At 63.7% G+C, this 14,512-nt stretch carries 8 protein-coding genes; 1 reads left to right on the plus strand and 7 read right to left on the minus strand.

What is annotated here, in order from left to right:
• Positions 1–24 precede the first annotated feature (24 nt).
• The 7 genes from APH25_RS00835 to pip all read right to left on the minus strand — a co-directional run bounded on the left by APH25_RS00835 (position 25) and on the right by pip (position 8,797).
• A complete protein-coding gene (locus tag APH25_RS00835; protein WP_028631952.1) occupies positions 25–759 on the minus strand; it encodes an amino acid ABC transporter ATP-binding protein in 735 nt (244 codons plus the stop codon).
• The gene (locus APH25_RS00840) at positions 752–1,714 is read right to left on the minus strand and encodes an amino acid ABC transporter permease (protein ID WP_060480759.1); all 963 of its coding nucleotides are present in this window, start codon (positions 1,712–1,714) and stop codon (positions 752–754) included. Before APH25_RS00840 ends, APH25_RS00835 begins: the two co-directional genes overlap by 8 nt.
• Before the next feature lie 99 nt (positions 1,715–1,813).
• Positions 1,814–2,614, minus strand: a complete 801-nt coding sequence (locus tag APH25_RS00845; protein WP_028631954.1) for a transporter substrate-binding domain-containing protein — start codon at positions 2,612–2,614, stop codon at positions 1,814–1,816.
• 232 nt (positions 2,615–2,846) lie between these two features.
• Entirely contained in the window at positions 2,847–5,414 is a 2,568-nt protein-coding gene (mdoH, locus tag APH25_RS00850; RefSeq protein WP_060480760.1) for a glucans biosynthesis glucosyltransferase MdoH, read from the minus strand.
• Entirely contained in the window at positions 5,407–7,128 is a 1,722-nt protein-coding gene (locus APH25_RS00855) for a glucan biosynthesis protein G (protein WP_211230851.1), read from the minus strand. Before APH25_RS00855 ends, mdoH begins: the two co-directional genes overlap by 8 nt.
• Before the next feature lie 263 nt (positions 7,129–7,391).
• Positions 7,392–7,829, minus strand: coding sequence for a D-aminoacyl-tRNA deacylase (dtd, locus tag APH25_RS00860; protein WP_028631957.1), 438 nt, complete (start codon positions 7,827–7,829; stop codon positions 7,392–7,394).
• Positions 7,826–8,797 (minus strand): prolyl aminopeptidase, encoded by a 972-nt coding sequence (pip, locus tag APH25_RS00865; RefSeq protein WP_060480761.1) that lies wholly within the window; start codon positions 8,795–8,797, stop codon positions 7,826–7,828. The genes dtd and pip overlap by 4 nt, the downstream gene beginning before the upstream one ends.
• Positions 8,798–8,962: 165 nt before the next feature.
• Between pip and APH25_RS00870 the strand changes: the two genes are divergently transcribed.
• Positions 8,963–14,413, plus strand: coding sequence for a dermonecrotic toxin domain-containing protein (locus APH25_RS00870; RefSeq protein ID WP_256217463.1), 5,451 nt, complete (start codon positions 8,963–8,965; stop codon positions 14,411–14,413).
• Positions 14,414–14,512 lie beyond the last annotated feature (99 nt).

Below are 14,512 nucleotides of genomic sequence, written 5' to 3' on the forward strand. Positions count from 1 at the left end.
CGGATAAACACGCCCCCACCGGCCTCACAGTACCTGGCGCAGAAACGCCTGGGCGCGCGGGTCTTTCGGGGCCGCAAAGAACGCTGCCGGCGGCGAGTCTTCCAGCAGCTTGCCATGGTCGAAGAACAGCACCCGGTCCGCCACTTCGCGGGCAAAGCCCATTTCGTGGGTGACGCAAACCATGGTCATGCCTTCCAGGGCCAGGGTTTTCATCACATCCAGCACCTCGCCGACCATTTCCGGGTCCAGCGCCGAGGTCGGCTCGTCGAACAGCATCACCTTGGGGTCCATGGCCAGGGCCCTGGCAATGGCCACCCGCTGCTGCTGCCCACCCGACAGCCGGGAGGGATACTCGTTGGCCTTCTCCGCAATACCCACCTTTTGCAGCAGCGCACGGGCCTTGGCTTCGCGTTCGGCCTTGCTGCGCTTTCGCACCACCTTCTGTGCCAGGCAGAGGTTTTCCAGCACGGTCATGTGCGGGAACAGGTTGAAGTGCTGAAACACCATGCCGACTTCACGGCGGTAGGCGTTGATATCGGTTTTCGGGTCAGCCAACGGCAGCCCATCGATGGCTACATGGCCCTGGTCGAAATGCTCCAGGCCATTGAGGCAGCGCAGGAAGGTCGACTTGCCAGACCCCGACGGGCCCAGCACCACCACTACCTCGCCCTTGGCCACTTGCGTGGAAACGTTATCCACAGCCCGCACCACGTGGCCACGGGTGTCGAATACCTTCAGCAGGTCACGAACTTCAATCACTTTGCGCAAGCCTCCGCTCAAGCCGGCTGGCGATATGCGACAGCGGCAGGTTGATCAGCAGGTACAGGCCTGCCACGCAGAACCAGATCTCGAAGGTGGAGAACGACGTAGTAATGGCTTCGCGACCACTCTTGGTCAGCTCGGTGATGGCAATCACCGATACCAGCGAGGTGTCCTTGACCAAGCTGATGAACTGCCCGGCCAACGGGGGCAGTACACGCTTGAACGCCTGCGGCAGGATGACGTGGCGCATCGACTGCGCGCCGTTCAGGCCCAGCGAGCGGGCTGCTTCGTTCTGGCCCTTGGCGATCGACTGCACACCCGCGCGGACAATTTCTGCCACGTAGGCGCCGGTGAACAGCGCCAGCGCGGCGACACCGGCGAACTCGCGGGACAGGTTGAGCACCGTGCCGATGAAGAAGTAGAAGATGAAGATCTGCACCAGCAGCGGCGTGCCGCGTACCAGTTCTACGTAGACAGTCGAAAGGTCATGCAGGGTGGGGTTAGTGGACAACCGGCACAACCCGGCGAACAGGCCGATTACCAGGCCTAGCGCCCCGGACACCACCGAAATCCACAAGGTGGTCCACAAGCCCCAGGCCAGCGGGCCGGCAGCCCAATGGCGGGTGACACCAATCTGGTCGCCTTCGGCGACATCGTCGCCCCGGCTCAATTGCAGGCTGTCCCTGGCCACGTCCAGCACCTGCTGGTCGCCGTTTTCATCCTTGAGGGTAACGCGGGCGTTGTCGCCGGCCACGACGATATCCTGCACGGTGCCATAACCGGCCGCGCGCTGTACGTCTTCGGCCTGGTAGGCGAAGTACTGCGGCACGCGGTTCCAGCGCCACTCGTAGGAAATCATCGAGGTGGCCATGTACAGGCTGAACGCCAGGCCCACCAGCACCAGCGCGGTCAGGCCATGCCAGGGCCACCGGGCTTTGTTGTGTTTGATCACGGGGTTACTCCAGAAAACGGCAAGCCGCAAGCCACAGGCTGCAGGCAGAAACGGTCGGCGTCTGCCTGCAACCTGCAGCTTGCGGCCTGGGGATGCCTCTTATTCCATGTCCTTCAGCCAGTCCTTGTTCTTGAACCACTTGTCGTGGATACGATCGTAGGTCCCGTCATGCTTGATCTGGTGCAGGAAGTTGTTGATGAAGTTGATGCTGTCGTAGTCGCCCTTCTTCAGGCCGAAGGCCAGCGGCTCGTAGGTGAAGGGTTCTTCGAGGAACAGCAGCTTGCCAGCACCGGCCTTCTCCACAGCCACCACGTTGTACGGTGCGTCGTAGACGAAAGCATCTGCCTTGCCGTTGACCACGTCCATGACCGCTTCCTGCTCGTTGTCATAGCCATGGTACTTGGCTTTGCCGATCAGCTTCTTGGCGACCATTTCGCCAGTGGTGCCCAGCTTGGAGGTGAGGCGATACTTCTCGTTGTTCAGGTCTTTGTAGGATTTGATCTCGCCGGCCAGCTCCTTGCGAATCAGCAGGGTCTGGCCCACGACGATGAAGGGTTCGCTGAAGTTCAGGCGCAGGTTGCGCTCCTGGGTCAGGGTCATGCCGCTGCCGATCATGTCGAACTTGTCGGTCAGCAGGGCTGGGATGATGCCGTCGTAGGCCGTGGAAACCGCCTCGAACTTCACGCCCATCGACTTGGCCATGGCCTTGAGGATGTCCACCTCGAAGCCGATGATCTCGCCGCGCTTGTTGGTCATCTGGAACGGCATGTAGGTTGGGTCCATGCCCACCCGCAAGGTACCGCGCTTGACCGCTTCGTCGATGGCGCCTGCCTGTACGGCCGTTACGGCGACCAGGGCGGTAACACCCACCAGCAGTCGCGAAAGGTATTTCTTGAACATCACCAAGTCCCCTGGAAATAAAAGGAGCGAATCTTTTTTATTGGCACGGCCGTACTGGCCGCTGCGTACTGTCGGAGAGGGATGCTAACGCATGGTGGGCTGGGGACCTAGAGCTGGCGGGGACTTTGTTGGCCAAAATCAGCCTGGGCCCTGAAAAGCTTCGCGGGTAAACCCGCGCCTACAGGATGTGTGAATAACCCTGTGGGAGCGGGTTTACCCGCGAAGAGGCCTGTCAGGCGAGTGCCGGTTGGCCTTCGTTCTCCGGGTGCAGCGGCAGCAGCGGCGAATGCGGGTCGTTCTTGATCGACGCACGCCATGCATCGATCCAGGCCGCATTGTGTTCGGCCCATACCTGCTCGTGCAGGCGGGTCAACGCCACCGGGTCGCTGAGCAACGCCAAGCGGGTGTTGAGGTCCAGCCCCTTCGGGCCAACCTCCATCGCCTTGGCCACCCGCTCAACGCGCAACGCTTCGATGGGCGCTGCCTGACCGTGGCGCGCGGTGGCCATGGCGCAGGCCAGGGCATTCTGGCGTGGGTCGACCACTGCCCGCACGAAGCCGTCATGCAGAGCATGCCAGCGGTTCTCGTGGGTGTACTGGTCGGTGGCCAGCAGCTCCTGCGGCGTGGCGTATTCTTCCGGGATGAGGAACAGCTTCTCATCCTTGGCCGCCAGGCCCAGGCGCGTGCGGCTGGAAATCACCGACACAGGGATCGACAGCACCAGCGAACCGACGATTGGCGCCAGCCACCACAGGAAGCTCGGGTTCAGCCACGCCACCAGCCCAGCCCAGGCAAAGCCCAGCAGGGTTTGCGGGCCATGACGGCGCAGCGCTTCGCTCCACGGGGTGGAGTCGTCATCGCGCTGCGGCGAGTTCCAGGTCGCCGCCCAGCCCAGGAACGCGGCCAGCACGAACCGGGTGTGGAAGATCATGCGCACCGGTGCCAGCAGCATGGAGAACAGCATCTCCATCAGCATCGACAGGGTGACCTTGATGCGCCCCCCGAACTCGGTGGCGCCCTTGGCCCAGATCAGGATCACGCTGAGCAGCTTGGGCAAGAACAGCAACACGATGGTGGTGGAGAACAGCGCAACGGCTTTTTCCGGGTGCCACTGTGGCCACAACGGGTACAGCTGGTAGGGCTCGATGAAGTACTGCGGCTCCATCAGCGTGTTGGTGGCCAGCAACGCGGTGGACAGCACCAGGAACAGGAACCACAACGGTGCCGACAGGTACGACATCACCCCGGTGAGGAACACCGCACGGTGCACCGGGTGCATGCCCTTCACCAGGAACAGGCGGAAGTTCATCAGGTTGCCGTGGCACCAGCGGCGGTCGCGCTTGAGCTCGTCCAGCAGGTTGGGCGGCAGCTCTTCATAACTGCCTGGCAGGTCGTAGGCGATCCATACCCCCCAACCGGCACGGCGCATCAGCGCTGCCTCGACGAAGTCGTGGGACAGGATCGCACCGGCGAACGCACCCTTGCCGGGCAACGGCGCCAGGGCGCAGTGCTCGATGAAGGGTTTCATGCGAATGATCGCGTTATGCCCCCAGTAGTGCGACTCACCCAGCTGCCAGAAGTGCAGGCCGGCGGTGAACAGCGGGCCGTATACACGGGTAGCGAACTGCTGCATGCGCGCATACAGGGTGTCCATGCCAGAGGCCTTGGGCCCGGTCTGGATGATACCGGCATCCGGGTTGGCCTCCATCAGGCGCACCAGGCTGCTCAGGCATTCGCCGCTCATCACGCTGTCGGCGTCGAGCACCACCATGTACTTGTAGTCGGCGCCCCACCGACGGCAGAAGTCGTCGAGGTTGCCGCTCTTGCGCTTCACCCGGCGCCGACGGCGGCGGTAGAAGATACGGCCGAAGCCTTTGGTTTCACGGCACACATCCAGCCAGGCCTGTTGCTCGGCCACGGCGATGTCGGTGTCGTTGGTATCGCTGAGCACGAAGAAGTCGAAACGGTCGAGGTTGCCGCTGGCCGCCACCGACTCGAAGGTGGCGCGCAAGCCGGCGAACACCCGGGGTACGTCTTCGTTGCAAATCGGCATCACCAGCGCAGTACGCGCGTCGACAGCGATCGGCTCGTTACCGGCACTGCTGCCGGAAATCTTGTACTTGTCGCGCCCGGTCAGCAGCTCGAGGAAGCCCATGAGCGCCGTCCAGAAACCTGCGGACACCCAGCAGAACAGGATGCCGAACAGGATCAGGATGGACGTCTGCAACGCATACGGCCACACCTGCACCACGGTGTCCCACAGGGGCTGGCGGGTGACTTCGTCCAAGTCGACGAACGACCAGCCCTGGTACGGCAGGATGCTCTTCATGTACCAGCCGGCGACAAGGGTCTGGCCGATCATGAGGGTGAGCAGGATGTAACGGCGGATGGAGCCCACCGTGCGCCAACGCGCTGCCGGCAGCTCGCGCTTGGGTGGCTGCGGCGCATTGGGGCGCCCGGTCATGCGCCGCCACAGGCGTACCAGCACGTTGGTGCGCCAGGGCTCTGGCACCACCTTGGTGCGGTTGATCGGCGGGGCGATCTTCAGGCGCAGGCGGCCACTGCCATCGACACTGAGCATCTCGGCGTCTTCAAGCTCGGCCGCATTGCCCACGGTCAGGCGCGAGCCCACCGAGGCCTGCACGGCCTCGGCAGGGCTGGCGTGCGGGGTGGCAGCCAGGCGTTGGTGCAGCTCGCTGAATGACGTGCAGCTGGCAAGCTCTGCTCGCTGCTCGTCACTCAGGGGGAGGTGGGCCAGGTACTCGCCAAGCGATACCGGCCTTGCGTTTGAGTTACTCATCGGCAGGCAACTGGTAGCTCCAGGTCTCGGTCAGCACCTTCTCGGTGGTGGCCGGGGCCCCGGTGGTGGGCGCCGCCTCGGCGGCAGGTTGTTCGGCCTTGGTCGCCTTGCCGGCCTTGGCATGCTTGGCAGCAGCCTTGTCCTGCTTGGTTTCCTGGGCAGGTGCGGCAGCTTCTACCGGCACATCACGCACCAGTGCGGCACGCATCTCGGTCGCTTTATTGGCATCCTTCACCTTGAGCCGCAACGTCAGGCGCCAGCCCTTGGTTTCAGGGTTGTAGCGCAGGTTGTTTTCCACAACTTCGGCGTTGTCGCCCACGCTGATCTGGCTGCGCACCGGGGTGTCTTCCGGCAGAGCAGCCAGCGCAGGGCCGGCAAAGTCGACCAGGAAGGCAACGCTGCCATCCGGCTGACGGATCAGGTTGGACTGTTTCACATCACCGGTGGAGCGCAGGGTCTGCTTCACCCAGCCCAACTCAGGGGCCTGGAATTTGGGCTCGTCGATGGTCCAGTGCAGGCGGTAGGCATAGTCCATGGCTTCGCCCGGCTCAGGCAGTTTTTCCGGGCTCCAGAACGCAACGATGTTGTCGTTGGTTTCGTCGGCGGTCGGGATCTCCACCAGGTCGACGGAGCCTTTGCCCCAGTCACCCTTGGGCTCGATCCACGCGCTTGGGCGCTTCTGGTAGTTGTCGTCCAGGTCTTCGAAGTCGCTGAAGGCACGCTGGCGCTGCATCAGGCCGAAACCGCGCGGGTTTTCCACGCTGAAGTTGCTGACCGACAAGTGCTTGGGATTGTTCAGCGGGCGCCACAGCCATTCACCGTTGCCGGCGTGAATCGACAGGCCTTCGGAGTCATGCAGTGCCGGGCGATAGTTCAGCACCTTGGATGGCTGGTTAGGGCCAAACAGGTACATGCTGGTCAGCGGTGCGATGCCCAGGCGGCTGACGTGGTCACGCAGGTAAACACGCGATTGCACGTCTACCACCGTGTCGTTGCCAGGGCGCAGGGTGAGCTTGTAGGCACCGGTGGAACGCGGCGAGTCCAGCAGGGCATAGATGACCAGGTGCTTGTCGGCCGGCTGGGGCTTCTCGACCCAGAACTCGGTGAAGCGCGGGAATTCCTCGCCCGACGGCAGCGCCGTGTCGATGGCCAGGCCACGGGCCGACAGGCCGTACACATGGCCCTTGCCGACCACACGGAAGTAGCTGGCGCCAAGCAGGGTCATGATTTCATCCTGCTTGTCGGCCTTGTTGATCGGGTACAGCACGCGGAAACCGGCGTAACCGAGGTTCTTGGTGGCGTCGGCGTCATGCGGGACGTCGCCGAACTCGAACCGGCTCGGGTCGTACTTGATTTCCTCGACTTTGGTGGCGGTGACCTCGTTGATCTTCACCGGGGTGTCGAAGTGCATGCCCTGGTGGTAGAAGGACAGCTTGAACGGCGTCTTGTCGTTGGCCCACTCGGCCTTTTCCTGCAAGAAATGAATCTTCTGGTAGTCCGCGAACTTCATGTCGCGGAACACGGCCGGCAGGTTGCTTTTGGGGGCTTCGTACTTCTGGCCGGCCAGATCCTTTGCCTTGGCTGCAACATCGTCAAGATTGAATGCCCATAGCTGGCCCGCGCTCATCAGGCCGACCAACGCCACGCTGGCCATCAGTGCCTTGCGTAGCCGGACGCCAGGGATTCTTGATGCTTTTTGGGGACTAACAATCACGAGCAACCCTCGCCGAAAACAGATCATGAAACCAACGGCCAGCGACAAATGCCGGGTTGGCGAGCACTGTTCGGACCCCGTAAGGGCGTAATGATTCCCCAAACGGATCCAGACATTGCTCGAGTCAGAGTGAAACGAACCTGCGAACGCAGGCCCATGCAGCGCGCGATTATCCAGCAGGTCGCGTGACAACGCATCAGGCTGCAACAACTATTTATCGTACAAAACTCCTTGTTTTCCCAATAGGCAGGGGTTTTTTAACCTCAAATTTGTAACATTAATGTTACAGGGCCATCATTCACCAAGTGCACCTGCATATCTGCACCAAATTGGCCCGTCGCAACCTCGGGGTGGCTGGCCTTGGCCCGCTCCACCAGGTAGTCGAACAGCTCGGCGCCAAGCGCAGGTGGCGCCGCAGTGGAAAAGCTCGGGCGCATGCCATTACGGGTATCCGCTGCCAGGGTGAACTGCGACACCAGCAGCAAGCCACCGCCCACGTCTTTGAGCGAGCGGTTCATCTTGCCCTGCTCATCGCTGAACACACGGTAGTTCAACAGCTTGTGCAACAGCTTGTCGGCCTGTTCGCGGGAATCTTCAGGCTCGACGGCCACCAACACCAGCAGCCCCTGGTCGATGGCACCTACCACCTGCCCCGCCACTTCCACGCGCGCACCGCGCACCCGCTGCAGCAGGCCTTTCATGCTTCTTCCAGGGGCAGGTCCAGCAAGCGCCGGGCCATCTGGTCGGCAGCCCGCACCAGGGCGTCGGTGATACCGGGCTCGGAGGCGGCATGGCCAGCATCGCGGATGACCTTGAGCTCACTGTTGGGCCAGGCCTGGTGCAATGCCCAGGCGTTGTCCAGCGGGCAGATGACGTCGTAGCGACCATGCACGATCACTGCCGGCAGGTGGGCGATTTTAGGCACATCGCGAATCAGCTGGTCGGGCTCGAGGAACGCATTGTTCATGAAGTAATGGCATTCGATGCGGGCAATCGACAGCGCCCGCTGCGGCTCCGAGAAGCGGTCCACCACCAGCGGGTTGGGGCGCAGGGTGGCCGTACGGCCCTCCCAGGTAGACCAGGCCTTGGCCGCGTGCATCTGGGCGATCTGGTCGCTGCCGGTCAGGCGCTTGTGGAACGCCGCCACCAGGTCGCCGCGTTCTTCGGGTGGGATCGGGGCCACGTAGTCTTGCCAGTAATCCGGGAACAGGCGGCTGGCGCCCTCCTGGTAGAACCACTGAATTTCCTGCGGCCGGCACAGGAAGATGCCCCGCAGGATCAAGCCGTGAACACGCTCGGGGTGAGTCTGGGCGTAGGCCAGCGCCAGGGTGGAGCCCCAGGAGCCGCCGAACAGCACCCATTTATCGATGCCCAGGTGCTCGCGGATACGCTCCATGTCCTCGACCAGGTGCCAGGTGGTGTTGTTTTCCAGGCTGGCGTGTGGCGTGGAGCGGCCACAACCGCGCTGGTCGAAGGTGATGATGCGGTACAGGTTGGGGTCGAAGTAGCAACGGCTCTGAGCGTCGCAACCGGCGCCTGGCCCGCCGTGGATGAACACCACCGGCAACCCCTCCGGCGAGCCGCTTTCATCAACGTACAACACGTGCGGCGCTTCCACGGCCAGATCGTGCCGGGCGTAGGGTTTGATCTGCGGGTAGAGGGTCTGCATTGCGCACTCCGTGTGAGGATGGTTCGGCCGTGGGCCATCATAAACCTGAATTGCAGTTTCGGCACCGTCCCCGCTTACCTGAGCCACTACCAGGCCACAGATATCTACCTCCTACCGGCGCAACCGGCCAGCGACAGTGCCCTGTCATCTCCGAAGGGCTCCCCCATGCCAACAGCAGCCACCGAACAACCCACCTTTCACGCTGCCACCCTTGAACGCCAGGTGCCTGCCTGGCTCAAGGCCGCACCGCCGGCCATCCACCAGGCCATGCGCAACTGGCACCTCGCCCCCGCCTGGCTGACGCCAGCGCTTGCCCAGCAACCCGATGTAGCAAGGGCGTGGCAGGCAGAGCACGCCCGCCACCGTGACAATCAGGCGCAGGTGCAACAGCTGTTCACGCAACTGCCCGACCTGGAACGCTTCGCCTGTGACCTGCTGAGCGACGCCATCAAGCAGCGATTCGGGCTGGAGCTGGACGTACGCACCACCTACCTCATCGATGCGCGGCAGACCGACAGCGCCACAGCTGGCGACAGCCGCCTAGCCGTCGACCGCGCCACCCGCTCGCTGCTGCAGTGTGCGCTGCACAACTTCGACCGGGCCGCTGCCGAGCCTGGCGGGATGGACGCACCGGCGGGCATGCTGAAAAAATCGGTCATCGTCGACCACCGCCGCTACATGGGCAGCGTGCCCATCACCAACGCGTTGGCGATCTCTGCCGAGGACTTCGCCGGGCTATGCCGCACGCTCGACCTCGGTGGCAAGTACCACGAGCTGGTGCATGCTATTTACTACCCAGGCTCCGATGAAGCGGCGCTGGCCGTTTACCGCTGCCTGGGCAAGGCGCAGGTGTCGGCGTTTCGCCAGGCACTGCATTTCGCCAGGCTCAAGGGCGATATCAGCCAGGCGCTGTATACCGCTGCGCTGGGAGCACCCCTGGACCAGCCGCCCTCGGCCAATGCCAGCGTGTACTTCAGCCTTGTGCAGCTGTGGGAAACCGAATTGACCGGCGTGCTGCTGGTGACACTGCGCACCGACGGCCATCAGGCCGTCGCCTTGTACATCCCCGAGGATGAGGCAACGCCGTTGAAGGAGTTCCCGACGCTCGAGGCGTTGCACTCGGCGCTGCGCGACCGGCTGCTGGCCGACATCACCTACCTCGACCGGCACATACCCGACCGTGACCAGGCTTCTACCATCAGCCGCCTGCGGGACCGGCTGACACCCCTGCAGTGGAGCGAGCGCGGCATACGTGAGCGGGTGCCGGCACCCCATGCCGAGTTGTATCCGGTTGCCCACCCCCTGCGCCATACGTTCCAGGGCGCCATGGCCTTCCAGCGCGCCCAGCGCCATGAGATGGACGTGCTGTACCACGCCATACCCACACAAATCGTCGACCGCCGCTCGGCACAGGCGCACCGGCAGTTGATTGCCGGGCGAGTACTGGGGGCACTGAACATCGCCGGCTTTGTCATCCCGGGCCTGGGCGAGCTGATGCTTGCTGTATGCGTGGCCCAGCTGGCACATGAGGTGTACGAGGGAATCGACGCCTGGCACAACGACGAGCGCGACACTGCCTACGGTTACCTGGTGGACGTTGTCGAGAACGTCGCCGCCATGGCCGCCTTTGCCGTTGCCGCCAATGTGATCAAGGGCCAGGGAGGCACGCCTGGTGCCCCACCCGCTCCGGTAGCCACACCGTCCTTCATCGAGGAACTGCACGAAGTCGAAACAACCGACGGCCAGCTGTGCCTGTGGAAGCCGGACCTCACCCCCTACCGCAGCCAGCAACCGCTGCCGCCTGAGCTTGAGCCCGACTCGCTTGGCCTGCGTCACTACCAGGGCCGGAGCTGGCTGGCCCTGGAGAACGACCACTATGCCGTCGGCCGCACGCCAGACACGGGTGACTATTACGTGGAGCATCCGCACACACCCGGCCGCTATCGACCGCCCCTGCGACACAATGGGGCTGGCGCATGGCTGCACGTCATAGACCAGCCGCGCAACTGGTCGGGTATCGCTTTGCTGCATCGCGCCGGGCATCTGAGCGCTCACTTCGATGCACCAACCCTGCGCCGCATTCTTGCTGTCAGCGGCGTTTCCGAAGACGCGTTACGCCGGTCGCTGGCAGAAAGCCTGCCGCTGCCGGCCTTGCTGCAAGACACCCTGCAACGCTTCAAACTGGACCAGGCAGTACGCCTACAAGCCGACGCCACCACCTGGGCCACCCGTTTCAGCGAAGCCTACGCGGCCCTTGGTAACCCGACAGGCGCCGACGCCCAGGCCATCCAGCGAGCGTATCCGGCGCTGCCGAAGGCGGTGAGCGAAGAAGTGGCCGCCGCGCTCAGCAGCGCCGAGCGCGACATGCTGGCCCACAGCAAAGTCCCGTTGCGTGTAGCAGAAGAAATCCGCGTTTATCAGCAGCAGGTACGCCTGGCCCGCGCGTATGAGGGTCTTCACCTGGCGTGCGTGCGCACCTGGGACAGCGACCGTCTGATCCTCGAAACCCTGGCACAGCTGCCAGGCTGGCCTGGCGGCACACGGCTACGCCTGCTGCAGCGCAGCACCTGGCCTGCGGCGGAACATGCGGTAGGCGGTGAAGGCGATGGGGCGTACGTCACCATCACCCATGCACGGGCCGGCTACATCGTTCACGAATACAGCCAGCCGGGTGCTGCAATCGTACTGCACCCCAATCTGTACGCCGCCTTGCACCAGGCATTGCCGCAGGCCATGGCGCAGATGGGGGTGGCCCATCCGCAAGCACTGCAACGGTTGCTGCAGGAGCGCCCCCCACTGCCCCGCGCCGCTCTACGAGCGGTGCTGGGGATGCAGCCCGTGCGGCCCGGGTATCGCTCGCCGATGCGCCTGGCCGACGGCAGGCTGGGTTACCGCCTTGGTGGAGGTGGCCCGGCCACACAGAGCGTGGGGCGCCAGGCATTGCTCACGGCAGCGCAGGCGGCAGGCCTTGCCGCGGATGACAGGTCGGCTGAACAGGCCCTGCAAGCGCTGGCCAGCAGGGGGCTATCCCAGCGGCAGATGCTCGACCACTTGCAGACCTTGCTCGAACAACGCCACGAACTGATCAGCCGCCTGGACGACTGGGGCGAAGCCATCACACCGGCCTCCGACCAGGCTGCGCGCAGTTACGACAACCTGCGCGAGGCCATCCTGCAGCATTGGCAGGCCACCGCGTTGCAGGCCAGCAGCACGCCCACGATCAACCTACGGGTAACCCAGGTTCCACTGGCCGATATACCGCTGACCCTGCCTGACTTCTTCAACGCTCAGGTGCGCAGCCTGAGCCTGGTCGACCTGCCATCCGGCGCCCTGTCGGGCTGGGCGCAGAACGAGCGCCTGTTGCAACGCCTGCTGCGCCAGATGCCGAACATCGAGGCGCTGGAAATCACCCGCCCTTATGATCCCAGGGCAACGCCTTCGTTTTTTCTGTTCAGCATCCCCACCATTGCCGAACATCTGCCGGGCTTGCAGCGCCTGGTACTGACCAACCAGAACATCGCGTTTTCCGAAAGTGACGTGAACCTGCTGGCTGGCCTGGGCCAGTTGCGTTACCTGGACCTCAGTGGCAACCGCCTGGCGCAGAACAACAGCCCAAGCTTCCATGAGCTGACCCTGGATTATCTTGGGCTGAACCAGATGCAGCTTTCCCAGTGGCCAATTGGTATCGGCAGCGACGCCCTGGCCCGCATCACCCACCTGTCACTGCGCGACAACAACCTCAGGGCACTGCCTGCGTTTCTGCTCAACGAGGCAGAGGCCCTGACCAGCCCGCCGGTGATTTCGCTGCAAGGCAACGCCATCAACGAAACCCACTTGCAGCGCCTGCTGCTGAACGAGCGCTTGGACGCCTCCGGCATCAGCACCGACCAACCGGCGACGCTGGTCGAACGCCTGGCACGCCTGCGCGAAGAGCGGCAACAGATGCGAGACGCCATCGACGGCTGGGCCCAGGCCTCCAGCTCCAGCAACCCACTGACCCAGGCTGCCCTGGAAGACAGGCAGCGCATACAGGCAGCTGTCACGCAGTTCTGGGAGCAGCAGGAGCAAGGGCAGCATTACCTGCGCCTGCAACTGGAAGACGTCGCCATCGCCAACTTTCCGCGGCGCCTGCCGCCGTTCTTCGGCGAGCGGGTACGGGCACTGAGCCTGACGCGGCTGCAGGGGTCCGCGACACAGCTCGATGAACTGCTGAGCCGGTTCCCCAACATCACGCGCCTCACGATCGACAGCCATCAGGAAGCCACGGGGGCACTGGCATCTACCTTGGTACGCCTGCCCCGCCTCACGCACCTGGAGTTTCGCAACATGGGGCTGGAGGTTGACCAGACCATGCTGGAAGCCTTTGCGCGCCTGGAGCACCTGACATCGCTCGATCTATCCGGTAACCGCTCGGCAGCCATCGCCCAGGTGCCCACCCGGCTGGCCCACAACCTGCAATCGCTGACCCTGGCCAACATGAACCTGCAGGGCTGGCCAAACTGGTGCGACAGCCTGCTGCCGCTGGAGTTGCTGGACCTGAGCAACAACAACATCGCTCAGTTGCCCGAGCACATTCTCTCGAACCTGAACAACCCCATGCCGATTTCCTCCATTGCGCTGTTCGACAACCCACTGCCCCTGGAAACCATCCTGCGCGTGCGCACCTTCTCGGACAGCCAGCACAGCTACTCCTTCGCCCTGGACATTCCGGAAAACCTGATGCTGGTGGACAGTTCCAGCGAAGGCTCACTCGACCACCCGCACTTCCCGCTGATGGGCGACGACATGCCCCGGCTGGAAGACTGGCTGCTGGGCAGCGAAGCGCAGAACACAGCACTGCAGGACAGCTGGCAAACCCTGGGCGGTAGCCCCCTGCTGCGCCTGGTGGGCCGCTTGCGCAACGCGGCACCGTATGTAGCACCGGGTACCCGTGGCAGTTTTTGCGAGCGGGTGCGGATGATGCTGGTGCTGGCAGCGAGCAACGAACGCGAACGCCCGGTGATGGAGGCGATTGCCGAAGCGGCCCTGCCCGACCCTGAAAGCGGCGCGCAGACTTGCCACGACGGGGCACTGCAGGAATTCAACAACATCGAGCTGTACCTGATGGGGCAACGCCTGCTGATCGAGGCAGGCGACACGCTGCAGGCCATGCGTCAGCGCCTGCTGCAGCTGTTCCGTATCGAACAGCTCGAACGCCTGGCCAGCCAGCGTTCCAGGCAGGGTGACCTGGTCTCGGTGCGCCTGGCCTACCGCCGGGAGCTGGCACGGGAACTGGACCTGCCGATCGCCGACAGCATGCGTTTTCGCAGTGCGGCCAACCTGGCCCCTGACGAGATTTCCGAAGTGCTGGAAGCAGTACGGCGCAGCGAACGGGGCCAGCCGCTGATCGACTACCTGATGGCCAACGATGACTGGACGGCACGGCTGCGCGGCGAATACGCCGAACGCTTTGCCGAGATCCAGGCGCACTTGCGCGAGCGTGTACTGGCGCTGGCTAGCCTGGACTATCCCCTGGCCCAGGAGCTGGACCTGCAAGGTGCCTTGCAGGCCGCCGCGGTACAAGAGGAGCTGGAACTGCTGCGGGACCTGACAATTGCGCAGGTCAATCAGACGTAACGCACCGCAACTCATCGCAAGCTCTTACGGACCTGCACATGACATATTGATTTAGCAGGGACCTATGTGGGAGCGGCTTCAGCCGCGAACACCGGCGAA

The sequence above is a fragment of the Pseudomonas sp. NBRC 111119 genome, from assembly GCF_001320125.1.
Classification (GTDB): domain Bacteria; phylum Pseudomonadota; class Gammaproteobacteria; order Pseudomonadales; family Pseudomonadaceae; genus Aquipseudomonas; species Aquipseudomonas parafulva.